This is a genomic window from Knoellia pratensis, from assembly GCF_042666395.1.
Lineage (GTDB): Bacteria > Actinomycetota > Actinomycetes > Actinomycetales > Dermatophilaceae > Knoellia > Knoellia pratensis.
In genome coordinates this window covers 1,121,290-1,143,444 of the sequence record NZ_JBHTDJ010000003.1, presented here as the reverse complement: position 1 = coordinate 1,143,444, position 22,155 = coordinate 1,121,290, and the positions used below count along the sequence as shown (strand labels likewise).

Genomic DNA, 22,155 nt, shown 5'->3' with positions numbered 1-22,155 from the left:
TGGCCTTGGACGTGGGCTTGGACGTGGACGCGGGTGGACGCACCTCCACCCATGAAGGTGGAGGTGCGTCCGAGTCAGTGAATCCCACTGTGACGAAACCGTTTCGAGGCGATCAGGTGCGCTGGTCGACTCAGAAGTCGACCGGGACCTCGGGGACCACCTCGAGGGGGGTGTCGACCTGCGGGCCGATGCCCAGCTTCTGCTTGATCTTCTTCTCGAGCTCGTCGGACAGGTCGGGGTTGTCCTTGAGGAAGGCGCGGGCGTTCTCCTTGCCCTGGCCCAGCTGGTCGCCCTCGTAGGTGTACCAAGCGCCGGCCTTGCGGACGAAGCCGTGCTCGACGCCCATGTCGATGAGGCCTCCCTCACGGGAGATGCCCTGCCCGTAGAGGATGTCGAACTCGGCCTGCTTGAACGGCGGGGCGACCTTGTTCTTGACGACCTTGACGCGGGTGCGGTTGCCGACGGGGTCAGTGCCGTCCTTGAGGGTCTCGATGCGACGCACGTCGAGGCGGACCGAGGCGTAGAACTTGAGCGCCTTGCCACCGGTCGTGGTCTCGGGCGAGCCGAACATGACGCCGATCTTCTCGCGGAGCTGGTTGATGAAGATCGCGGTCGTGTTGGTGTTGCTCAGGGCCCCGGTGATCTTGCGGAGCGCCTGCGACATGAGCCGCGCCTGAAGGCCGACGTGGCTGTCGCCCATCTCGCCCTCGATCTCGGCGCGCGGCACCAGGGCTGCGACGGAGTCGATGACGATGATGTCGAGCGCGCCGGAGCGGATGAGCATGTCGGCGATCTCGAGGGCCTGCTCCCCCGTGTCGGGCTGGGACACGAGCAGGTTGTCGGTGTCGACGCCGAGCTTCTTGGCGTATTCGGGGTCGAGGGCGTGCTCGGCATCGATGAACGCCGCAATGCCGCCCGCGCGCTGCGCACTGGCCACCGCGTGCAGGGCGACCGTGGTCTTGCCCGAGCTCTCGGGGCCATAGATCTCGACGACACGGCCGCGGGGCAGCCCGCCGATGCCGAGCGCGACATCGAGGGCGATCGAGCCGGTGGGGATGACCTCGATGGGGGCACGGACGTCGTCGCCGAGACGCATGATCGCGCCCTTGCCGTGCGACTTCTCGATCTGTCCGAGGACCAATCCGAGGGACTTGTCGCGGTCGTTCGCGTTCCTGACGGCTGCTGTTGCTGCCATGTCGGCACCTGCTCTTCCTGTGTCGTTCGATGTGCGCGTCCGCCGGCGACCCATGCTCGCGGTCGGTCTCGTCGCGATCTCGGGTCAGACGCTAGGTCGTCGTACCGACAGTCGTCTGCAGCTGCCGTGGAGGCTGTGGACGAAGTCATCGGATCTGGCGACCTGTGGACAACAGTAGACGAACACGTGTTCGACGCTGGGAGGTCCGTCAGCGACACGCCGGAACGTCAGGCGCCGCCCACCTCACGCCGCATCGGAACGTGCGCGATGCCGTCCTCGTCCGCGTACTCCGCGCCGGTCACGACGAAGCCGAACGCGACATACCAGTCCAACAGGCGCGCCTGCGCGTCGAGGACGATCGCGCGGTCCGAGCACAGCGCAAGAACGGCCAGCATCATCGCAGCCGCCAGACCGCTCCCCCGCTGACCCCGCACAGTGGCGACCCGACCCACTCTCCACACCTCGTCGTCATCGAGCACGCGCAACGTCGCGACCGGCATACCCACGTCGCCTGCGCACCAGAAGTGCCACGTCCCCGGTTCGGTGTCGCGGCCGTCGAGATCCAGATAGGCCGCCTCCTGTTCGACGACGAACACCTCAGAGCGCAGCGCCCAGAGCCGATACGCGACGATCGGGTCGAGGTCGGCAAAGCGTTGGTGACGAACGTCCGGCGATGACTGGTCCACGTCGCCAGCCTAGGCAACTGGCAGACTCCTGCGCCGTGACGATCATTGCGGCAGCAGACGGCTCGGCCCTCGGAAATCCCGGACCTGCAGGTTGGGGTTGGTATGTCGATGAGGACCACTGGGCCTGCGGGGGTTGGCCGCACGGCACCAACAACATGGGCGAGCTCACTGCCGTGCTCGACCTGCTCGAACAGACCGCGGAGGTCGACGACGAACTCGTCATCTACTGCGACAGCAAGTACGCGATCAACTCCATCACCCAGTGGATGCCGGGGTGGAAGCGCAAGGGGTGGAAGAAGGGCGACGGCAAGCCCGTCATGAACGTCGAGATCATGCAGGCCCTCGACCGCGCGATGGCCGGCCGCAAGAACGTCCGCTTCGAATGGATCAAGGGCCACTCCGGGCACGCGCTCAACGAGGAGGCGGACCGACTCGCGAACGGTGCCGCGACGGCATACCAAAAGGGCTCTGTCCCCGACGCCGGCCCCGGTTGGGCCGGACGAGGCACTCCCGCGCCCGAGCGCACCTCCCCCGCCAGCGCACCCTCGGCGCCAGCGAGCACGCCTGAGCCTGACCTCTTCTCGGAGCTTTCGGACGCCCCGGTGGTCACGGACGAGGAGCAGGTCATCGCCCTCGAACGCCAACTCCTCGAGGACGACACCCGCTCGGACAGCGCCGCCGTCGCCGCACTTCTCCACCCCCAGTGGTCCGAGATCGGACGCTCCGGCCGCCTCTGGACCCGAGAGGAGATCCTCGACGAGATCGGTCCCCTGGGCGAGGCAGTGAACCTTGAGGTCCTTGCCTGTATGCCGGCCGGTCCCGACACGATGCTGCTCACGTGGCGCGCGGTGCGCGACACGGAGACGACCCTGCGTTCGTCGCTCTGGGTCCGCGTTGCCGGTCACTGGCGGCAGCTGTTCCACCAGGGCACCCCCGAGGCCTGACCTTCGCTCGGGCGCGACCCCAAGGGGCCAGCGGTCAGAGTCGGGACGACAGGTGCTCGACGATCTCGCTCGCCGGACCCTCTCGGGTGGCACGGTGCCCCGTGCCCGCCCAGAGGTGGACGAGGTCGGGCTGACCGGTCACCTTGCCGTGGGCGCGCAACGGCGCCGTGAGGTGATGGACCTGCGGGTAGGCCGCGGGTGCAACCTCGGTGAACACCTCGGTCCACGACGTGACCAGCGCTCGAGCGCTGCGACCGGTGAAGGCGCGGGTGACGACGGTGTCGGGGCGGTGGGTCAGCTCGTGACGGTGGACCTCGGCCGTGCCTGCTTCGTCGGCACGCAGGAAGGCGGTGCCGCACGCAACGGCGTGCGCGCCGGCGGCCAGGAGCCCGGCGAGGTGGGTCGGGTCAGCGACTCCGCCGGTGGCGACCACCGGCAGGGTCGTCACTGCGCGGATGCTCTGCAGCAACAACCTCGTCGGCGCCTGGTGGTGCCCCGAGTCGACCGGACCGCCGCGGTGCCCGCCGGCTTCCCAGCCCTGGGCGACGAGTCCGTCGACGCCGAGCTCGTCGGCCCAGCCGGTCTCGCTCGCATCATTGACGGTGACCCACACCTCGATCCCGGCCGCACGCAGACGGTCCACGACATCGGCGGGTGGCCACGCGAAGGCGAAGGACACCGCGGCGGGGCGTTCAGCGATCAGGACCTCGATCTTGGCGTCGAACGAGTCGTCGTCGTGGACCGGGTCCCCCAGCGGGATGCCCGCCTTGTCAGCGAGGGGCTGAAGTCGCGTGGCGTACTCGAGCACCCGGGCGGCACTCCCCGGCTCGTAGGGGTTCGGTGCAAAGAGGTTGACCCCGAACGCTGCCCCACCGACCGCCGACCGCAGCAACACGATGTCGTCGCGCAGCCGATCCGGGGTGACATAGGCACCGGCGAGGAAGGCGAAACCGCCAGCGGCAGTGACCGCTGTCGCCAGGTTGACAGTGCTCGGCCCTCCCGCCATCGGCGCGAGGACGACCTTTCGGTCGAGGACCGTCACCGGTCAGCCACGCCTCGGAGCATCGACCCGACCGAGCCGGCGTTCCTGCGGTACGTCCATGTCGTCGCAGAGGGCGAGCCACACCAGACGCGGGTGCATGCCCACATCGAGGGCTTGCATGACGCTGCGTCCGCCGAGGACTCCGAGCACGTGGTCACGCGCAAGGGTGGGTGCGTAGGTCTCACCGAACTCGTCGTTCATCAGCGTCCAGAAGTGGCTGATCCTCATGGTCGCGAGTCTGTCACACGGCCGCTCCGGGGCCGCTTCAGCGGTTGACCGTTGCCAGGTGGGCACAACGCGTGAAGACTCATCCTGCGATCGCAGACATTCCTTTGTAAGGTCAACGACATGCCGGAGCCTTTCGAACCCGACCCTCGTCGGGACGTCGTCCTTGATGCGACGACTCTCAAGGCGCTGACGCACCCTCTCCGACCCCGGATCCTGAGTGCGTTGCGTCTCCACGGCCCAGCCACGGCGTCGCGTCTCGCCGCACACCTGGGCGTCAACACCGGCGCCACGAGCTACCACGTCAGGCAGCTCGCCGAAGCGGGTTTCGTCGTCGAGGCCACCGAGATGGGCAATGCCCGCGACCGGTGGTGGAAGGCTGCTCACGCGCGCACCTACTTCGACACGCACGACGCGGATCAGGCGACGTCCGCGGCCTACCTCTCCGCCGTGGCAGCGGGATACGCCGAGAACGCGCAGCGCGCCATCGCCGAGATCGCCACCCTGCCTCCCGAGTGGGAGGACGCAGGGACGTTCAGCAACTACACCCTTCGACTCACGCCCGAGGAGACGTCCGCCCTCATGCGTGACGTCATCAGCGTGATCCGCGGCTACCGGCCGCACCAGGGCACGGAAGACGCCCCCGAGACGGCACGCCCCGTCTCGGTGAACCTCGAGGTCTTCCGGGCCCCCGGGATGTCCTCGGAGTGAGCCGGCACGCGCGCCCGAGTCGGCGCAGTCTCTACGGCATGCTCTTCGCCTCGAGCGTGTCCATCGCGGGCACCCGCATCTCGACGGTCGCCCTCCCCTGGCTCGTCTACACCGAGACGAAGTCGGCCCCCCTGACGGGTTTGGTGCTTGCGGCCGAGATGGCGCCCTACGTCATCTCCAAGGCGCTCGGCGGACCCCTGGTCGATCGCCGTGGTCCGCGCGCCATCAGCGTGGCCGGCGACCTCCTCAGCGGCGCGTTCCTGGCCTTCATCCCCATCCTGTATGCCGTCGGGCAGCTCTCGCTCCCCGAGCGGATTCCGCTGTTGTTGACCCTGGTGGCCCTCGCCGGTGCCTTCCGCGGTCCCGGTGACGGCGCCCGCAACGCGATGGTCCCCGCCGTGGCCGATGCGTCGGGCGTCCCCCTCGAACGCATCACCGGGCTCGACACCACCGTGGACCGTGCCAGCGCGCTGCTCGGTGCAGGCATCGGCGGGCTTCTCGTGGGTGCTCTGGGCGCGGCCCAGACCGTGGCCGTCACCGCGGGGGCCACATTCATCAGTGCCGTGGTCGTCGCGGTGTTCATCCCTCGCGTCGTCCTCGGTGACACGAACGAAGAGGGGACCTACCTCTCACGACTGCGCACCGGCGTCGACTTCCTCCGTCAGGACCGGCTGCTGCGCTCCATCCTCACCATGATCACCGTGACCAACCTGCTCGAAGCCGCCTACATCTCGGTGATGCTGCCGGTGTGGGTGCACGACCAGGGCCACGGTCCGGAGCTCATCGGGCTCCTCGGAATCCTGTACGGCGGCGCCGCCGTCGCGTCGAGCCTCGCCGCAACCACGATGGCGGGCCAGTTCAGCCGGCGCACGGCATACCTGTTGGGGTTCACCCTGGCCGGAGCACCTCGCTACCTCGCGCTCGCGCTGGACGCGCCCCTGTGGGCGATCATCGCGTCCAACGTCGTCGCCGGACTCGGCAGCGGATTCATCAGCCCGACGCTCGGCGCGATCTTCTTCGAGCGGGTCCCGCGGCCCATCGTCGGTCGGGTGGGGTCACTGGCCGACGCCTTGGCGTGGGCGGGCCTTCCCGTGGGCGGCATGGTGGGCGGTGCAGCCGTTGCGGCCATCGGCGTCGCGCCCGCGCTGGGGCTCGCCGGAGCGGCCTACCTCGTCGCGACGACCGGGACGGGACTGAGGCCCGAGTGGCGCGACATGGATCGAAGAAGGACGCGTGTCAGTCGCGAGTGAGAGGCTTGGCCCCTCATGACGACTGACGTTCTCGCACGTTTCTCCCCGGCCACCGCGGCGTGGTTCCGGGACTCCTTCAGTGCGCCCACGCAGGCCCAGGCGGGCGCGTGGGAGGCCATCAGTTCCGGGCACCACGCCCTCGTCGTCGCACCGACCGGCTCCGGCAAGACGCTCTCGGCCTTCCTCTGGGCGCTCGACCGCCTCGGCACCGAGCCGATGCCCGAGGAGAAGCTGCGACGCTGTCGCGTCCTCTACATCTCGCCGATGAAGGCCCTCGCCGTGGATGTCGAGCGCAACCTGCGCAGCCCACTCGTGGGCATCGGGCACGCCGCCACCCGGCTCGGGGTGCCGCAGCCCGACATCACCGTCTCGGTGCGCAGCGGCGACACCCCGGCCAACGAGCGCCGCACCTTTGCCCGGGCACCGAGCGACATCCTCATCACGACCCCCGAGTCCCTGTTCCTCCTGCTCACGTCCCAGGCACGCGAGGCCCTGCGCGGGGTCGAGACCGTCATCCTCGACGAGGTCCACGCGGTTGCGGGCACCAAGCGCGGCGCCCACCTGGCACTCTCGCTCGAGCGCCTCGATGCCTTGCTCGACCAACCAACCCAGCGCATCGGGCTGTCCGCGACGGTCGAGCCGGTCGACGAGGTCGCGCGCTACCTCGCCGGCGGTCGGCCGGTCGACGTCGTGCGCCCACCGTCGACCAAGGAGTGGGACCTCGATGTCGTCGTCCCCATCCCCGACATGTCCTCCCTCGGAGAAGTCGTCGAGGACGACCTCAGCGGACCCGCATCCGGCGCCGAGCGGCGCGCCTCGATCTGGCCGCATGTCGAGGAGCGCATCGTCGATCTCGTTGCGGCACACCGCTCCACACTCGTCTTCGCCAACTCGAGGCGGTTGGCCGAGCGGCTCACCGCACGTCTCAACGAGATCTGGGAGGAGCGCCTCGAGGCGGCCGCAGCGGACCCCTCGGGAGCCGAAGCTGACGCGGTCACGCAGGTGGGCGCGGGTCCCACGCTCGGCGTGGGCCGGCATACCGGATCGTCCCGCACCCCGGCACAGGTGATGGCGCAGTCGGGAGCATCCCACGGTGCCGCACCCATCCTTGCCCGCGCACACCACGGCTCGGTGAGCAAGGAGCACCGTCAGCTCATCGAGGAGGACCTCAAGGCCGGGCGTCTGCCTGCCGTGGTCGCGACATCCAGCCTCGAGCTCGGCATCGACATGGGTGCGATCGACCTCGTCATCCAGGTCGAGTCGCCGCCGTCCGTGGCGAGTGGCCTGCAGCGGGTCGGGCGCGCCGGCCACCAGGTCGGTGCAGTGTCGCGCGGGATCCTCTTCCCCAAGTTCCGTGGCGACCTCGTGCAGACCGCTGTGGTCGTCGAACGCATGCGCGCCGGGGCCATCGAGTCCCTGCGGGTGCCGGCCAACCCGGTCGACGTCCTCGCGCAACAGATCGTGGCAATGACCGCACTCGACGACTGGGCCGTCGACGACCTCGAGCAGGTCGTGCGTCGAGCAGCCCCCTTCGCCGCTCTCCCCCGCTCGATCCTTGAGTCCGTGCTCGACATGCTGTCAGGTCGCTACCCGAGTGACGAGTTCGCCGAGCTGCGCCCCCGCATCGTCTGGGACCGCGTGGCCGGAGTCCTCTCCGGGCGACCGGGAGCCCAGCGCCTCGCCGTCACCTCCGGCGGCACGATTCCGGACCGCGGTCTGTATGCCGTGTTCCTCGCCACCGGTGAAGGCACCGGTCGGCGAGTGGGTGAGCTCGACGAGGAGATGGTCTACGAGTCGCGCATCGGTGACGTCTTCACCCTGGGCACGTCCACCTGGCGCATCGAGGACATCACCCACGACCGGGTGCTCGTCACGCCGGCGCCGGGGCAACCGGGGCGCCTGCCGTTCTGGAAGGGCGACCAGCTGGGGCGGCCGGCCGAGCTCGGCAAGGCCGTCGGCGCGTTCGTGCGCGAGGTCGCCGGCGCCACCCCGGAGCAGGCGCGTGCCCGCGTCTCCGCAGCCGGGCTCGACGCCTGGGCCACCGACAACCTCGTTGCCTACCTCGAGGAGCAGCGCGCAGCCACTGGCCACGTCCCCGACGACCGCACCATCGTCGTCGAGCGGTTCCGTGACGAGATCGGCGACTGGCGCGTCGCGGTGCACAGCCCGTTCGGCGGGCAGGTCCATGCGCCCTGGGCCTTGTGTGTGTCCGCGCGGATGCGTGAGCGGTTCGGCGTCGATGTGCAGGCCATGCACGGGGACGACGGCATCGTCTTCCGCCTCCCCGACCTCGAGCTCGACGGCGACGGGTCCTCCGGGCGTGGTGCTGCGGCCGAGCTTCTCGATCTCGTCCGGCTCGACCCCGACGACGTCCACGATCTCGTCACCGGTGAGATCGGCGGGTCGGCGCTGTTCGCAGCGCGATTCCGTGAGTGTGCATCGCGTGCGCTGCTCCTGCCACGGCGACGCCCCGACCGACGCCAGCCCCTGTGGCAGCAACGGCAGCGGGCGGCCCAGCTGCTCGAGGTCGCCAGCCAGTACGCCTCGTTCCCGATCGTCCTCGAGACGGTGCGCGAGTGCGTCCAGGACGTCTTCGACGTGCCAGGGCTCACCACGCTCATGTCGTCGATCGCCTCGCGTGAGGTGACGATCGTCGACGTCGAGTCCGCCCAGCCCTCCCCCTTCGCCCGGTCGCTGATGTTCGGCTACATCGCCCAGTTCCTCTACGAGGGCGACTCCCCGCTCGCCGAGAAGCGCGCCGCCGCACTGTCGCTCGACCCGACCCTGCTCGCCGAGTTGCTCGGTCGAGGCGAGGGTCTGTCGCTGCGAGACCTCCTCGACCCGGAGGCGATCGCCCGCACCGAGGCCGAGCTGCAGCGGCTCGCCGAGGACCGCAGGTGTCGTCACGCGGAGGACGTTGCCGATCTCCTGCGCACGCTGGGGCCGTTGTCCCTGGTCGAGATCGAGCGGCGCACCCGTGAGGACGTGGCGACCCGCGACATCGGTGGATGGCTCGTCGACCTCGAAGGTGGTCGCCGGGTCATCCGGGTCCGTGTCGCGGGCGAGGAGCGCTGGGCCGCGATCGAGGACGCCTCTCGGCTGCGCGATGCCCTCGGGGTCTCCCTCCCGGTCGGTGTCCCCCAGGCGTTCCTGGAGCCGGTGCCCGACCCTCTCGGTGACCTCGTGGCGCGCTACGCCCGCACCCACGGACCCTTCCCCGCCCACGACGTCGCGCGGTGGTGGGGCGTCGGTCCGGCCGTCGCCCTCGACGCCCTGCGCCGCCTCGTCGCCACCGGCCGCGTGGTCGAGGGTGAACTGCTGCCGACCGAGAGTGGCGGCGGACAGCACGGACTCGACCACTGCGATGCCGAAGTCCTGCGCACCCTGCGACGACGGTCGCTCGCCGCCCTGCGCGCCGAGGTCGAGCCGGTCGCGGCGGTCGAGCTCGCCCGGTTCCTCCCGCAGTGGCAGTCCGTCGGTGGAGGGCTGCGTGGGCGGGAGGGTCTCATCCGAGCCATCGAGCAGCTCGCCGGAGCCGTGCTGCCAGCCAGCGCCATCGAATCCTTGGTGTTGCCGGCGCGCGTCGTCGGCTACTCCCCCGCGCTCCTCGACGAGCTCATGAGCGTCGGCGAGGTCGTCTGGCGCGGCCACGGCTCGCTCCCCGGCGATGACGGCTGGGTCTCGCTCCACCTCGCCGAGAACGCCGACGTCACCATGACGGCCCCGGACGACGGCGAGCTCGGTGACCGGGCGCAGGCCATGCATGACGTCCTCGCGGGCGGCGGCGCCTACTTCTTCCGGGCCCTGGCCGACCTCGCCGAAGGCACCGACAACGACGTGGTGGACGACCTCTGGTCACTGGTCTGGTCGGGCCACGTCTCCGGCGACACCTTCGCCCCGGTGCGGGCCCTGCTCGCCGGGGGTCGCACTGCGCACAAACGTTCTGTGACGGGCCCACGAACCACCCGGTATGCCGGTCGCGCCGGTTCCCTGGGCACCCTCGGTGGTCGTCGGGGCGCCTCCCGACCCATCGGGGTCGCTCGCTCCGCACCGGCGATCGTCGCGGGCCGCTGGGCCCTGCTGCCCGAGGTGGAGACCGATCCGACGGTGCGCACCCTGGCCACGGCCGAGGTCCTGCAGGACCGCTACGGCGTCCTGACCCGGGGCAGCGTCGTTGCCGAGGACGTGCCCGGGGGCTTCGCGGCGGTCTACCGGGTCCTCGCTGCGGCCGAGGACTCGGGGCGAGTGCGTCGCGGCTACTTCGTCGAGTCGCTGGGCGCGGCGCAGTTCGCGACCACCGGGGCGATCGACCGTCTACGGGCGCACGCCCGGCAGCTCGGGGCCAGTCCCGACGCCGAGGCCCAGCGAGCCCTGGTGCTCGCCGCCACGGACCCGGCCAACGCCTATGGCGCGGCCTTGCCATGGCCCGATCGTCCGGTCACAGAGGGCGCCGAGGAGGCACCAACGGCAGGTCGACGAGGACACCAGCCGGGCCGCAAGGCCGGGGCGCTCGTGATCCTCGTCGACGGCGACCTCGTCCTCTATGTCGAGCGCGGCGGCAAGACGCTGCTGTCGTGGACCGACGACACCGTGAGTCTCCAGGCGGCAGCGGACGCCCTGGCCCTGGCCGTGCGCGAAGGCGCCCTCGGCAAGCTCACCGTCGAGAAGGCTGATGGTGGCGCCCTCCTCGGCTCGGGGCATCCGCTCGTCGACGCCCTGGCGCAAGCCGGCTTCCACGCGACACCCCGCGGCCTCCGACTCCGCCGATGACGCCCACGCGACCGCGGTCCGCGCAGCCGAGGATGGGTGCCCATGCCTGAGGGCGACACCGTCTGGCGCACGGCAGACCGACTGCACCGGGCCCTCAGCGGCGAACCAATCACGCTCAGCGACTTCAGGTTTCCCGAGATCGCCACGGCCGACCTGCGAGGGGCGGTGACCACCGAGGTCGTGAGTCGCGGCAAGCACCTGCTGCACCGTGTCGACTCCGGACTGACCGTCCACTCCCATCTCAAGATGGAGGGACAGTGGCGGGTCGAGCGCGTCGCGGACACCGCACGATGGCTGCGCCGTGCAGACCTGCGTGCTGCCGTGGGCACCGACACCTGGTCGGCACTCGGCCTGCGGCTCGGGATGCTGGAGATCGTGCCGACCTCCCGGGAGGGCGACATCGTCGGGCACCTCGGCCCCGACGTTCTTGGACCCGACTGGGACGCCGAGCGAGTGGTCCATCGGCTTCTGGCTTCGACCACCGTCATCGGTGCCGCCCTCCTCGACCAGCGGGTTCTCGCCGGAGTCGGGACGTTGTGGGCGTCGGAGTCCCTCTTCATCGAGCGGATCGGACCGTGGTCTGCCGCCGCCGAGCTCGCGCCCGAGCGCGCGCAGGCCCTCGTTGCGCGAATCCATCGCCTCATGGACGCCTCGCGACACCACGCCGTCCAGTCGAGCACCGGCGTGCGGCGGCGCGGTGAGGAACACTACGTGCACGCGCGCTCGGGACGGCCGTGTCGGCGCTGCGGCAACATGATCCGGGTGTCGATGATCGGTCCGCCGGGGCGCGAGCGGACGATGTTCTACTGCCCGTCGTGCCAAGGAGGCATCGCTCCCGGCGACGACGGTCGGGTTCAGCGGCCCCTGGGCTCGTCGGGCGGCCGCAGCACGCCCTACCGACGGGCCTGAGCGACCTTGGCGAGGATGCCCTCGACGACCTCTGACTTGGCGTCGGCGTAGTCCTGCACATAGCGCCAACGGCGACTCGCCAGCTCACGTTTGACGGCGGCATACCGGTCGCGGTCCTGCGGGTGGGTCCGGAGCCAGTCGCGCAGGCCGAGCAGGCGTGCGATCTCCTCGGCCCCTGAGGCCGTTGAGAGCACGTGAAGGTTGATGTCGTGGGGTGACCCGCGATCGATCCGCTGGTAGAGCACGCGGTGCTCCAGCCACTCGGGCTCGCGGATCTGCAACCAGTAGCCGCGATCCGTCAGCGCCGGAACGTAGGCCGCCTCATCGGACGAGTCACGCACCTGCAGCAGGATGTCGATGATCGGTTTGGCGAGAAGGTGCGGCACTGACGTCGAGCCGACATGGTCGATCGCGAGGGCGTTCTCGCCGAGGGCAGATCGAATGGCGACGGCGTGCGATGCGAAAAGCGTCGGCCACGAGGGGTTCGGGTCGTGCAACACGACCGGAACCGAGAACGGTTGCGGACGCTCGCCGACCACTGGGTCCGGCTGGTCGCCTTCCTGCTGGTCGCGGTCCGGCACGAGCGGCTCGGTCAGGCCGCGGAGGCCGAGACCACGCCGGCGCGCTCACCGACCGGCAGCGAGACCGGGGCACTCATCGACTCGACTCGGGCGACGCGGCGGCTGACGTCCTCGAGCACCATCGACATCGGGATGTCGAGCGCATCGCAGATGGCGCCGAGGAGCTCCGAAGAGGCTTCCTTGACGCCACGTTCGACCTCGCTGAGATAGCCGAGGGAGACGGCGCCGGCCGCGGCCACGTCGCGCAGGGTGCGGCCCTGTTCCTGGCGCCGCTCGCGCAGCACCTCACCGAGCTCGTGTCGGAGCAGGATCATGATCGGGCCTCCCTTCGGCGTTTCATCCAGTCGATGGTGTCCACGCTACATCGCGGAGCACTCATCACGTCGAAGTGTTCTGCAGGAGGACCTATTCCCACTGGTGGTTCGGCGTGGCGCTCAGGGGGCGCCCGGTGTGTCGACGGCGACCGATTCCCCGAGCAACTCGAGCAGCAGAGCCAGGACGGCGGCCACGCTCGCAGCGCGAACCTCGTCACGCGTCCCGTCCAGGGCGAGGGCTCGCGTCGTGGGGCTGGAGGGCCACGGTCCGGCGGCCGCGATGAAGACGGTGCCGGCCGGCATACCCTCCGACGGGCCGGGGCCGGCCACCCCTGTCGTCGCGAGACCGACATCGGCTCCCACGAGACGACACACACCTTCGGCCATCTCGGCGGCAACGGTGGCGTCGACCGCACCCACCTCGGCCAGGCGTCTTGGGTCGACTCCGAGCAGATCGGCCTTGACGTCGCTGGCGTAGGACACGACTCCCCCACGCACCGTGTCGGACGAACCCGGCACCGAGGTGAGGGCCGCGCACACGAGGCCTCCGGTGAGGGACTCCGCCGTGGCCACGGTCCACCCGCGCTCGATGAGCGCCGCCACGACCATTGCAGACAGAGGGGTCACCGGAACATCACGGCTTGTGCCGCTGCTCCCGGGCCGCGGCTCGGGCCGCGCGCTTGGCGAGCGCGCGAGGACTGGTCTGCCGCAGGCGCAGCGCGTCGATGGCGTAGTCGACACCCGTGACGACAGTCAGGACCAATGCCGCGACGAGAGTCACCCAGGCAATGGCGTCCAGGGCTTGGCTGAAGGGCAAGGAGAAGCGTGGGATGACGAAGAAGCCCAGCGCGAGGGCCTGGAGCAGGGTCTTGAGCTTGCCGCCCCGGCCGGCCGCCATGATGCCGTGCCGGATGACCCAGAAGCGCATCGCCGTGATGCCCCACTCGCGCACCACGATGACGACGGTGATCCACCAGGGGATGTCGCCGATCATGGACAGACCGACGAGCGCCATGGTCACGAGCGTCTTGTCGGCGATGGGGTCGGCGACCTTGCCGAAGTCCGTGATCAGACCGCGACTGCGGGCGATGTCGCCGTCGATGCGGTCAGTGAGCATGGCCACGAAGAAGACGGCGAAGGCCCACCAGCGGGTCGACGCGTCATGACCATCGCCCCACAGCAGCAGCCAGCCGAACACCGGGACGAGGAACAGCCGCAGGACCGTCAGCCCGTTGGCGATGTTCCACGCGCTCGGCGCGATCCGAGCGACCGGCGAGGGCCGCTCAGTCATGCCAGATCCGCGACGAGGTCGATGCCTTCGGTGCCGACCACGGTGGCGAGGATGGTCTCACCGATCACGGCCTGCGCACCCACCACGCGGGTGGTGCCGTCGACGTCGGGGCCCTGGTGCTCGGCCCGACCGATCACGTCGCCGGTCTCGTCGTCGATCTCCTCGATGAGAACGCGAACGCTCTCGCCGATGCGGTCCTCGGCGCGCTGGGCGGTGAGTTCCTCGATCAGGTCGGTGATGCGGGCAACCCGATCGGCGATGTCCTGGGCGTCCACCTTGTCGGGCAGCAACTCGCCCTCGGTGCCGTCCTCGTCGGAGTAGCCGAAGACGCCGACGACGTCGAGCCGTGCGGCAGTCAGGAACTGCGCCAGCTCGTCGACCTCGGCCTCGGTCTCACCGGGGAAACCGACGATGACGTTGCTGCGGATGCCGGCGAGGGGCGAACGGCGACGCACGTCGTCGATGAGCCCGAGGAACGGCTCGGTGCCACCGAAGCGGCGCATCCGACGCAGGAGCGGTGCCGAGGCGTGCTGGAAGGACAGGTCGAACCACGGCATGACCTCGGGGATGGCGACCATGGCGTCGAGCAGGCCGGGGCGCACCTCGGCCGGCTGGAGATAGGACACGCGGACGCGCTCGATGCCGTCGATGTCGGCGAGTTCGGGCAGGAGGGCGTCCATGAGGGCGAGGTCGCCGAGGTCCTTGCCGTAGGACGTGGAGTTCTCACTCACGAGGAAGAGCTCGCGCACTCCCTGCGTCGCGAGCCAACGCGCCTCTTCGAGGACGTCAGTGGGGCGACGCGACACGAACGAGCCGCGGAACATCGGGATGGCGCAGAACGCGCAACGTCGGTCGCAGCCACTGGCGATCTTGAGCGGCGCCCAGGGGCCGCTGTCGAGGCGGGCCCGCGGTGCCGAGTGGCCCGGGAGCGCGACGTCGGCGGACGCCTCCTGCCGGGTCACGGGCGAGAGCGGCAGCAGCTTGCGGCGGTCGCTGGGCACGTGGCTCTTGACGGTGCCACCGTCGAGAATGGTCCGCAGGTGGGTCGACATGTCGGCGTAGGAGTCGAAGCCGAGAACGGCGTCGGCCTCGGGCAGCTCGTCTGCCAGCGTCTGGCCGTAGCGTTCCGCGAGACAGCCGACGGCCACCACCTTTTGGGTGCGGCCGGTCTCCTTGAGGGCGGAGGCCTCGATGAGGCTGTCGATCGAGTCCTTCTTGGCCTGCTCGACGAATCCGCAGGTGTTGACCACGGCCACATCGGCCTCGGAGGCGTCGTCGACGAGGGTCCAGCCACCAGCCTTCAGCCGACCGGCGAGCTCCTCGGAGTCGACGTCGTTGCGGGTGCAACCCAGGGTGACGACGGCCACCGAGCGCGTGGTGGTGTCGGGTGCAGGCATGCACCCACTCTAGTTGCGCGCGAGCCGCTCTCTCGACGACGCCGGATGGACGTGTCCTAGGTTGGGGTGATGACGTCGACGTCCCAGCGCATCACCGACCTGCTCGCCACCCACCCCGTGTGGGACGGCCACAACGACCTTCCGTGGGAGGCCCGCGACCAGGTCGGTTACGACCTCGACCGCCTCGACATCGCCAGTGAGCTCACGACCACTCACACCGACCTCGTCCGCATGCGCCGCGGAGGCATGGGCGCGCAGTTCTGGTCGGTCTACGTCGACGCCAAGTGGGCCGGCGAGAAGGCCGTCACGGCGACGCTCGAACAGATCGACTTCGTGCGGGAAATGACCAGCCGGTATGCCGGTGAGCTGGCTCTCGCTGTCAGCTCGGCCGACGTGCGTGCGGCGCGGGCCTCCGGCCGCATCGCCTCCCTCATGGGCGCCGAGGGCGGGCACAGCATCGACTCCTCCCTCGGGGCATTGCGCATGCTTCACGCACTGGGAGTGCGATACATGACGCTCACCCACAACGACAACGTGCCGTGGGCCGACTCCGCGACCGACGAGCCCGTGCTCGGCGGTCTTTCACCCTTCGGTCGTGAGGTCGTGCGCGAGATGAACCGGATCGGCATGACCGTCGACCTGTCGCACGTCTCGGCTGACACGATGCGCGATGCTCTCGCCACCTCAACTGCGCCGGTGATGTTCTCGCACTCCTCGGCCCGGGCCGTGTGCGACCACCCCCGCAACGTGCCCGACGACGTCCTCGCCCAGCTCCCGGTCAACGGTGGCCTGTGCATGGTCACGTTCGTCCCCAAGTTCGTCTCCCCCGCCATCCGGGAGTGGGACCTCGAGGCCGCAGATGTGGCGGCGGGCGAGGGGATCGACTCGGCCGACCACGCGGCATACTCGGCGTTCCTCATGGGCTACCGCGAGACGCACGCCCAGCCGGTGGCCACCCTCGACGACGTCGTCGCTCACGTCGAGCACGTTCGCGACGTGGCCGGTATCGACCACATCGGGCTGGGCGGCGACTACGACGGCGTCGACATCCTGCCGGTGGGGCTCGACGACGTGTCGGGCTACCCCGTGTTGCTGGACGCTCTCGCCGAGCGCGGCTGGTCCGATGACGACCTGGGCAAGCTGACGTGGAGCAATGCCCTGAGGGTGCTCGAGGGCGTCGAGGCAACCTCGCGCGAGCTCAGCGCGACCCGTGGTCCGAGCACGGCGCGGATCGAGGACCTCGACGGCCAGTGAGCCGACTCAGGCCTTGTTGCGCATGACCGTGAGCGCGACGAGGCGCGAGATGACCATGGCGATGTACATGACGCCACCGAGCTGCTCGAGGATCGTCACCGACCGCGCCTGCGCTCCCACGGCTCCGACGTCGGACAGGCCGACGCTTGTGAGGTTGGCCGCCGAGAAGAAGAGCAACTCGAGGAAGTTCTTCTGGGTGGCCTCGCTGTGCCCGATGAACGAACCCGGCCAGACCTCCTGGATGGCGAGGAAGAGGTAGGCGAAGGCGAACAGGAGCACGGTGAAGGCAGCGCCGACCGCGAACAGCTCGTCCTTGGTCACCCAGGCGTCCTCGAACATGTAGGCGACGAGGCCGTAGGCCGTGTAGAAGTAGAAGAGCGCCAGAGCTGCGTGCGCGAGGGCGACGATGGCGATGTTGTCGGTCGCGATGGAGGACCAGATCTCGAGGACGCCGGCAGGGAGGCCCAGCAGCACGGAGAGCCAGGTCATGGCGGGGGTGCTGCGCACGGTGAAGACGGCGACCGTGAGCGCACACAGACTGAGGACAGTCAGGGCGACGCGGCCGTACCTGAGATCCTGGAGCCACGGCAGCAGGATGATGACGAGCAACTGGACGGCGAGGAGGAACGCCGAGGGCTGCTTGCGCAGAACTGCGGCCCACCGCTGCGAACGGGTGGGGGGCTCACGCAGGTCGTCCCAGAGCTTGGTCTCCATGGCCGTCACTCTAAGCGGCCACGACGGTGTGAGGTCCCGACCTACGATGACGACATGCAGCACGCCGCCTGGGTGATCGCGCCTCTCATCCTCATCGCCGTCGTCGGTCTGAGCGCGTCGACCAAGGTGGGCAAAGGTGACACCCTCCGGTCCGTCATCGCCAACCTCCACCTCCCCGCGTGGGTGCTTCCCCCGTGGCTGGCCCGCTCGATCCCGGGCATCGAGATCGCGCTGGTCGTCGGCCTCCTCTCCCCCTGGTCTCCCCTGTTCAAAGTGGCCGCGACTGCGGCGCTCCTCCTCATGCTTGCCTACTGGGCCCTCATCGCCCGGGGACTCACGATCACGCCCCGACCCTCGTGCGGTTGCTTCGGTGAGATCGACCAGCCGATCTCGCGGCGGACCCTCATGCGCAACACCCTTCTCGTCGCGGCCGCTGGTGCTGGGGTGGCGCTGGCCGGATCGGGCCGGACCGTCTGGTCGGTCGTGTCCGGCGCAGGGACCGCGGACTGGCTGTGGCTGGGACTCACACAGGTGGCCTGTGCCGTCACCGCACTCGTGCTCGGCGCCAAGGTCGAGGTTGCGTCACCCCTCGTGTGGCTGGAGCCTTCTGCGGACGTGGCTGCCGACCCCGCCGTGCACGCCCAACATGTCCACGCGAGTGAGGTGGAGGAGGGCGATGACTATGTCCGCACGCCGACTCCGGAGCTCCTGCTCCACGACCCCGAGTCCGGTCCGGTCACCCTCCCGGAGTTGTCGGCCAAGCAGGCCCAGCTCCTGATCTTCGTCAACTGCTACTGCGCCTCGACGACGGAAGTGGTCGCCCTGATCGACGGTTGGCAGGAGCAGCTCACCCACGTCGATCTGCGCCTCGTCTTCTCGGTGCCGATCGCCGGGCGCTTCGTGGGCAACGTCCCGCCCGGGACGCTCGTCGACCATGCAGCGGTCGCCTGGCGTCGTCTTGGCCTCGAGGACTCACCGAGCGCACTGCTCCTCGGCGCCGACGGCTACCTCGCCGGGGGTCCGGTGCACGGCATCGACGAGGTCCGCGAGTTCGTCGAGGACGTCCGCGACGCCCTGACTGAGGCCGTGGCTTGCATGGACGGCGTCGGTCAGGAGTGAGTGCTCACCGGTGACCGGTGAGCTCCCACGCGTCCTCGCTGTCGTCCTCGTCCTCGTCCCATGCCTCGACCGGGGGTCGACTCGCCAGACCCGCGGCGACGGCGTCGGGGCCGTAGCGGTCCGTCGGGACCTGCTGGGTCGGCGCGCTCCCGGGCGTCACGGGTGTCACGGGCGGCGCATCGATCGACGGGACGCCCGCCTGGGGCACGTCGTCGCTGGCCTGGTTGTCGAAGGCCGGGTCCTCGTCCGGGATGTCGTCGCCGCGGAGCAGCGCGAGCGTCGTCTCCAGGTCGTCGGGTCGCACGAGCACGTCGCGCGCCTTGGAGCCCTCTGAGGGTCCGACGACACCACGGGACTCGAGCAGGTCCATGAGACGCCCGGCCTTGGCGAAGCCGACGCGCAGCTTGCGCTGGAGCATCGACGTCGAACCGAACTGGGTCGTCACGACGAGCTCGGTGGCCTGCAGCAGCAGGTCGAGGTCGTCGCCGATGTCGTCGTCGAGGTTCTTCTTGGGTGCGACCACGGCGACGTCGTCGCGATAGGTCGGCTTGAGCTGACCGGTGACGTGGGCGACGGCGTCCTGGATCTCGGTCTCGGTGACCCAGGCACCCTGAACGCGCATCGGCTTGCTCGCGCCCATGGGCAGGAACAGGGCGTCACCCTGGCCGAGGAGCTTCTCGGCACCGGGCTGGTCGAGGACGACGCGGCTGTCGGCGAGCGAGGACGTCGCGAACGCCATGCGGCTGGGCACATTGGCCTTGATGAGGCCGGTGACGACGTCGACCGAGGGACGCTGGGTGGCGAGCACCAGGTGGATGCCGGCGGCGCGGGCCAGCTGGGTGATGCGGACGATGCACTCCTCGACGTCACGAGGGGCAACCATCATGAGGTCGGCGAGCTCGTCGACGACGACGAGCAGGTACGGGTAGGGCTGGATGACCCGCTTCGAGCCCGGCAGCGGCTGGACCTTGCCGGACTTCACCGCCTTGTTGAAGTCGTCGACGTGCTTGTAGCCGTAGGCCGCGAGGTCGTCGTAGCGCTGGTCCATCTCGCGCACGACCCACTGGAGGGCCTCGGCCGCCTTCTTGGGGTTCGTGATGATCGGCGTGATGAGGTGCGGAATGCCTTCGTAGGCCGTGAGCTCGACGCGCTTGGGGTCGACGAGCACCATGCGGACCTCGTCGGGCGTCGCGCGCATGAGGATCGAGGTGATCATTGAGTTCACGAAGCTCGACTTGCCCGAGCCGGTGGCGCCGGCGACGAGCAGGTGGGGCATCTTCGCGAGGTTGGCGATGACGTAGCCACCCTCGACGTCCTTGCCGACGCCCATGACCATCGGGTGGTGGTTGTCGCGCGCGACCCGGCTGCGCAGGACGTCGCCGAGGCAGACCATCTCCTTGTCCGGGTTCGGGATCTCGATGCCGATCGCGGACTTGCCGGGGATGGGACTGAGGATGCGCACGTCAGCCGAGGCGACGGCATACGCAATGTTCTTGGACAGCGCGGTGACGCGCTCGACCTTGATGCCCGGGCCGAGCTCGACGATGTAGCGCGTGACCGTCGGTCCACGGGTGAAGCCGGTGACCTGCGCGTCGATGCCGAACTCGTCCAGGACGTTGGTCAGCGACTCGACGACCCGGTCATTGGCCTCGGAGCGCTCCTTGTGCGGCGCACCCTGCTTGAGGACGGAGTTGTCGGGAAGCGTGTAGGTCACGTCGCCGGCGAGCGAGAGCTGCTCGACGCGCTGCGGCAACGGCGTGGTCGGCGGCGCCTCGAGCCGGGTGGGCTCGAGCGGTGCCTTGACGGTCGCGGACGGAGCGAGGACGCCCGGAGCCGTGGGGCGCTTTTGTCCCGGACGCGGGCCACCCTCCTCGGGGACAGGGGTGGCGTCCACGGTGGGACGGTTCTTGCGACCCTTGCCACCGACGCGGTCCTCGTAGGCGACGATCGCGGCCTGTTCGAAGGCCTCGTCGCCGACGAGCGGTTCGTCGGCCTGGGCGCGGCTGCGACGCGGCTTCTTGACCGGCAGGCCGTCCGTCTCGTCACTGTCCTCGGCGTATGCCGGGTGGCCCAGGAGCGTTGCGCGCAACTGGTCGAAGCGGTCCGGGATCTCGTGCACGGGCGTCGCCGTGAGCACGAGCAGGCCGAAGATGCCGATGAGGATGAGGAGCGGGATGGTGCCGTAGATCGACACTGCTGCCTCGAGCGGACTCGATGCAAGGAACCCGATGATCCCGCCGGCGGCGCGCATGCCTTCGGCACCTGCCGGGGGCTCGGGGATACCGGCAGCGACGTGGACGATGCCCGTGGCGGCGAAGGCGAGCAGGGCGGTGCCGATGGCCATGCGGTTGGTCGCGGGGTGCTCACGCGGGGTGCGCCACAGGTGAAGTCCGAAGAGAAGAAGAACGATGGGGACGGCATACGCGACCCGACCGAAGGTGCCGGCGACGACGGCGTGGGTGATCTCGCCGACGATGCCGTTCAGGCCCCACCACTCGCGAGCGGCGACGACGACGGCCAGAGCGATGAGGGTCAGACCGGCTCCGTCACGACGGTGCTCGGGCTCGAGGTCCTGACCGGCGTGCGAGACCTTGCGGACCGTGCCACCGGTGGCATGAGCCAGGCCCATCCAGGCTCCGCGCACTGCTGCGACGGGCATGGGCGCACCGCCCTTGGCGGGGGCCTTCTTGCGGCTCGTGGGACGGGCGGGTGCGCGGCGGTTCGCCGGCCGGCCGGAAGCCGGGCGTGAGCGCGCAGGAGAAGTCGAACGGGAGGCCATGCTCCGCACCCTAGGGGAAAGTCACCCCAGACACACGTGTCACACGCGCAACAGCCCCAACCCGACTTCGTGCCCCGCACGGACACGGAAGCGGAGGCCTTCGGCCGACGACCGTGTCCGTGCGGGGCACAAAGACGGGGGTTTCAGACCTCGGTGCGGCCGTCGTTGTCCTTGTTGCGGACGCCGATCTTGCTGCCCAACCAGACCAGTGGGTCGAACTTGCGGTCCACCACGCGTTCCTTCAGCGGGATGATCGCGTTGTCGGTGATCTTGATGCCCTCGGGGCACACCTCGGTGCAGCACTTGGTGATGTTGCACATGCCCAGGCCCGCCGCCTCCTGCGCGAGGGCCCGCCGATCGTGGGTGTCAAGGGGGTGCATGTCGAGCTCGGCGTAGCGCAGGAAGAAGCGAGGGCCAGCGAACGCCTCCTTGTTCTCCTCGTGGTCGCGCACCACGTGGCAGGTGTTCTGGCACAGGAAGCACTCGATGCACTTGCGGAACTCCTGACCACGCTCCACGTCGACCTGCTGCATGCGCCGCTTGCCGTCGGCGTCGCGCTCCGGGGGCGCGAAGGCCGGGAGCTCCTTGGCCTTCTCGTAGTTGAACGAGACGTCGGTGACCAGGTCGCGGATCACCGGGAAGCTGCGCATCGGCGTGACCGTGATGACCTCGTCCTCCTCGAAGTCCGAGAGCCGACACATGCACATGAGACGGGGCCTGCCGTTGACCTCGGCGCTGCACGAGCCGCACTTGCCGGCCTTGCAGTTCCAGCGCACCGCGAGGTCGCCGGCCTGGGTGCCCTGAACGCGGTGGATCGCGTCGAGCACGACCTCGCCCTCGGAGACCTCGACGGGATAGTCCTTGATCTCCCCTCCGGAGGAGTCCCCGCGCCAGATCTTCAGCTTCAACGTGTAGCTCATGCGCGTACTCGCTTCGCTCCGTGCGCGCATGAGGCACATGTCGCGCTGTGTTGG

18 protein-coding genes and 1 pseudogene are annotated in these 22,155 nt (G+C 69.7%); 7 read left to right on the top strand and 12 right to left on the bottom strand.

The genetic code is table 11. The features are described from left to right. Window positions 1-187: 187 nt before the first annotated feature. Both recA and ACFQRE_RS15310 read right to left on the bottom strand, forming a co-directional pair. A pseudogene (gene recA, locus ACFQRE_RS15315) lies at window positions 188-1,195 on the bottom strand (recombinase RecA); the annotation flags it as partial. Between the two features lie 227 nt (window positions 1,196-1,422). Then, window positions 1,423-1,881, bottom strand: a complete 459-nt coding sequence (locus tag ACFQRE_RS15310) for a GNAT family N-acetyltransferase (RefSeq protein ID WP_380123885.1) — start codon at window positions 1,879-1,881, stop codon at window positions 1,423-1,425. A 35-nt stretch (window positions 1,882-1,916) separates the two neighbouring features. Between ACFQRE_RS15310 and ACFQRE_RS15305 the strand changes: the two genes are divergently transcribed. Then, window positions 1,917-2,825, top strand: coding sequence for an RNase H family protein (locus ACFQRE_RS15305; RefSeq protein WP_380123882.1), 909 nt, complete (start codon window positions 1,917-1,919; stop codon window positions 2,823-2,825). A 34-nt stretch (window positions 2,826-2,859) separates the two neighbouring features. On the opposite strand, the gene ACFQRE_RS15300 is transcribed toward ACFQRE_RS15305, so the two are convergent. Then, entirely contained in the window at window positions 2,860-3,867 is a 1,008-nt protein-coding gene (locus ACFQRE_RS15300) for a nitronate monooxygenase (RefSeq protein WP_380123880.1), read from the bottom strand. Window positions 3,868-3,870: 3 nt separating this feature from the next. Beyond that, entirely contained in the window at window positions 3,871-4,095 is a 225-nt protein-coding gene (locus tag ACFQRE_RS15295) for a DUF3046 domain-containing protein (protein ID WP_380123878.1), read from the bottom strand. 120 nt (window positions 4,096-4,215) lie between these two features. On the opposite strand from ACFQRE_RS15295, the gene ACFQRE_RS15290 reads away from it, so the two are divergent. Genes ACFQRE_RS15290 through ACFQRE_RS15275 form a run of 4 tightly spaced genes read left to right on the top strand, consistent with a single transcriptional unit; the run spans window position 4,216 to window position 11,732 of the window. Beyond that, complete coding sequence (locus ACFQRE_RS15290) at window positions 4,216-4,803, top strand: helix-turn-helix domain-containing protein (protein WP_380123876.1); 588 nt, start codon at window positions 4,216-4,218, stop codon at window positions 4,801-4,803. A gap of 38 nt (window positions 4,804-4,841) precedes the next feature. Then, a complete protein-coding gene (locus ACFQRE_RS15285) occupies window positions 4,842-6,053 on the top strand; it encodes an MFS transporter (RefSeq protein ID WP_380123874.1) in 1,212 nt (403 codons plus the stop codon). A gap of 15 nt (window positions 6,054-6,068) precedes the next feature. Beyond that, window positions 6,069-10,823 (top strand): ATP-dependent helicase, encoded by a 4,755-nt coding sequence (locus ACFQRE_RS15280; RefSeq protein WP_380123872.1) that lies wholly within the window; start codon window positions 6,069-6,071, stop codon window positions 10,821-10,823. 42 nt (window positions 10,824-10,865) lie between these two features. Continuing rightward, a complete protein-coding gene (locus ACFQRE_RS15275; RefSeq protein ID WP_380123870.1) occupies window positions 10,866-11,732 on the top strand; it encodes an Fpg/Nei family DNA glycosylase in 867 nt (288 codons plus the stop codon). Here ACFQRE_RS15275 and ACFQRE_RS15270 read toward each other — a convergent pair. The 5 genes from ACFQRE_RS15270 to rimO all read right to left on the bottom strand — a co-directional run bounded on the left by ACFQRE_RS15270 (window position 11,717) and on the right by rimO (window position 15,315). Then, window positions 11,717-12,313: a GrpB family protein gene (locus tag ACFQRE_RS15270; RefSeq protein ID WP_380123868.1), complete on the bottom strand. Its 597-nt coding sequence runs from the start codon at window positions 12,311-12,313 to the stop codon at window positions 11,717-11,719. The genes ACFQRE_RS15275 and ACFQRE_RS15270 overlap by 16 nt on opposite strands. A gap of 11 nt (window positions 12,314-12,324) precedes the next feature. Further along, window positions 12,325-12,627 carry a helix-turn-helix domain-containing protein gene (locus ACFQRE_RS15265; RefSeq protein ID WP_380123866.1) on the bottom strand — a complete coding sequence of 101 codons (303 nt, stop codon included), beginning with the start codon at window positions 12,625-12,627 and terminating at the stop codon, window positions 12,325-12,327. Between the two features lie 120 nt (window positions 12,628-12,747). Further along, window positions 12,748-13,254, bottom strand: a complete 507-nt coding sequence (locus ACFQRE_RS15260) for a CinA family protein (protein ID WP_380123864.1) — start codon at window positions 13,252-13,254, stop codon at window positions 12,748-12,750. A gap of 7 nt (window positions 13,255-13,261) precedes the next feature. Then, window positions 13,262-13,918 (bottom strand): CDP-diacylglycerol--glycerol-3-phosphate 3-phosphatidyltransferase, encoded by a 657-nt coding sequence (gene pgsA, locus ACFQRE_RS15255; protein ID WP_380123862.1) that lies wholly within the window; start codon window positions 13,916-13,918, stop codon window positions 13,262-13,264. Further along, window positions 13,915-15,315, bottom strand: a complete 1,401-nt coding sequence (gene rimO, locus ACFQRE_RS15250; protein WP_380123860.1) for a 30S ribosomal protein S12 methylthiotransferase RimO — start codon at window positions 15,313-15,315, stop codon at window positions 13,915-13,917. The genes pgsA and rimO overlap by 4 nt, the downstream gene beginning before the upstream one ends. A 69-nt stretch (window positions 15,316-15,384) precedes the next feature. Here rimO and ACFQRE_RS15245 point away from each other — a divergent pair, with 69 nt between their 5' ends. Then, window positions 15,385-16,569: a dipeptidase gene (locus ACFQRE_RS15245; protein WP_380123858.1), complete on the top strand. Its 1,185-nt coding sequence runs from the start codon at window positions 15,385-15,387 to the stop codon at window positions 16,567-16,569. A 6-nt stretch (window positions 16,570-16,575) separates the two neighbouring features. Here the strand turns inward: ACFQRE_RS15245 and ACFQRE_RS15240 are convergent, their stop codons facing one another. After that, window positions 16,576-17,283 (bottom strand): ion channel, encoded by a 708-nt coding sequence (locus ACFQRE_RS15240; RefSeq protein ID WP_380123856.1) that lies wholly within the window; start codon window positions 17,281-17,283, stop codon window positions 16,576-16,578. Between the two features lie 54 nt (window positions 17,284-17,337). Here ACFQRE_RS15240 and ACFQRE_RS15235 point away from each other — a divergent pair, with 54 nt between their 5' ends. Beyond that, the gene (locus tag ACFQRE_RS15235; protein WP_380123854.1) at window positions 17,338-18,402 is read left to right on the top strand and encodes a MauE/DoxX family redox-associated membrane protein; all 1,065 of its coding nucleotides are present in this window, start codon (window positions 17,338-17,340) and stop codon (window positions 18,400-18,402) included. A 4-nt stretch (window positions 18,403-18,406) separates the two neighbouring features. Here the strand turns inward: ACFQRE_RS15235 and ACFQRE_RS15230 are convergent, their stop codons facing one another. Together ACFQRE_RS15230 and ACFQRE_RS15225 are read right to left on the bottom strand one after the other, a co-directional pair. Continuing rightward, on the bottom strand, window positions 18,407-21,181 hold the full coding sequence (locus ACFQRE_RS15230) for an FtsK/SpoIIIE family DNA translocase (protein WP_380123851.1): 2,775 nt from the start codon (window positions 21,179-21,181) through the stop codon (window positions 18,407-18,409). A gap of 143 nt (window positions 21,182-21,324) precedes the next feature. Further along, on the bottom strand, window positions 21,325-22,101 hold the full coding sequence (locus tag ACFQRE_RS15225) for a succinate dehydrogenase/fumarate reductase iron-sulfur subunit (RefSeq protein WP_380123848.1): 777 nt from the start codon (window positions 22,099-22,101) through the stop codon (window positions 21,325-21,327). Window positions 22,102-22,155: the final 54 nt, after the last annotated feature.

Bases quoted from the DNA above. Each gene is read 5' to 3' on its own strand.
- rimO (WP_380123860.1), bottom strand. From the start codon at position 15,315: ATGCCTGCACCCGACACCACCACGCGCTCGGTGGCCGTCGTCACCCTG.
- ACFQRE_RS15280 (WP_380123872.1), top strand. From the start codon at position 6,069: ATGACGACTGACGTTCTCGCACGTTTCTCCCCGGCCACCGCGGCGTGG.
- pgsA (WP_380123862.1), bottom strand. From the start codon at position 13,918: ATGACTGAGCGGCCCTCGCCGGTCGCTCGGATCGCGCCGAGCGCGTGG.
- ACFQRE_RS15235 (WP_380123854.1), top strand. From the start codon at position 17,338: ATGCAGCACGCCGCCTGGGTGATCGCGCCTCTCATCCTCATCGCCGTC.
- ACFQRE_RS15285 (WP_380123874.1), top strand. From the start codon at position 4,842: ATGCTCTTCGCCTCGAGCGTGTCCATCGCGGGCACCCGCATCTCGACG.
- ACFQRE_RS15265 (WP_380123866.1), bottom strand. From the start codon at position 12,627: ATGATCCTGCTCCGACACGAGCTCGGTGAGGTGCTGCGCGAGCGGCGC.
- ACFQRE_RS15295 (WP_380123878.1), bottom strand. From the start codon at position 4,095: ATGAGGATCAGCCACTTCTGGACGCTGATGAACGACGAGTTCGGTGAG.
- ACFQRE_RS15225 (WP_380123848.1), bottom strand. From the start codon at position 22,101: ATGAGCTACACGTTGAAGCTGAAGATCTGGCGCGGGGACTCCTCCGGA.
- ACFQRE_RS15290 (WP_380123876.1), top strand. From the start codon at position 4,216: ATGCCGGAGCCTTTCGAACCCGACCCTCGTCGGGACGTCGTCCTTGAT.
- ACFQRE_RS15240 (WP_380123856.1), bottom strand. From the start codon at position 17,283: ATGGAGACCAAGCTCTGGGACGACCTGCGTGAGCCCCCCACCCGTTCG.
- ACFQRE_RS15230 (WP_380123851.1), bottom strand. From the start codon at position 21,181: ATGGCCTCCCGTTCGACTTCTCCTGCGCGCTCACGCCCGGCTTCCGGC.
- ACFQRE_RS15245 (WP_380123858.1), top strand. From the start codon at position 15,385: ATGACGTCGACGTCCCAGCGCATCACCGACCTGCTCGCCACCCACCCC.
- ACFQRE_RS15275 (WP_380123870.1), top strand. From the start codon at position 10,866: ATGCCTGAGGGCGACACCGTCTGGCGCACGGCAGACCGACTGCACCGG.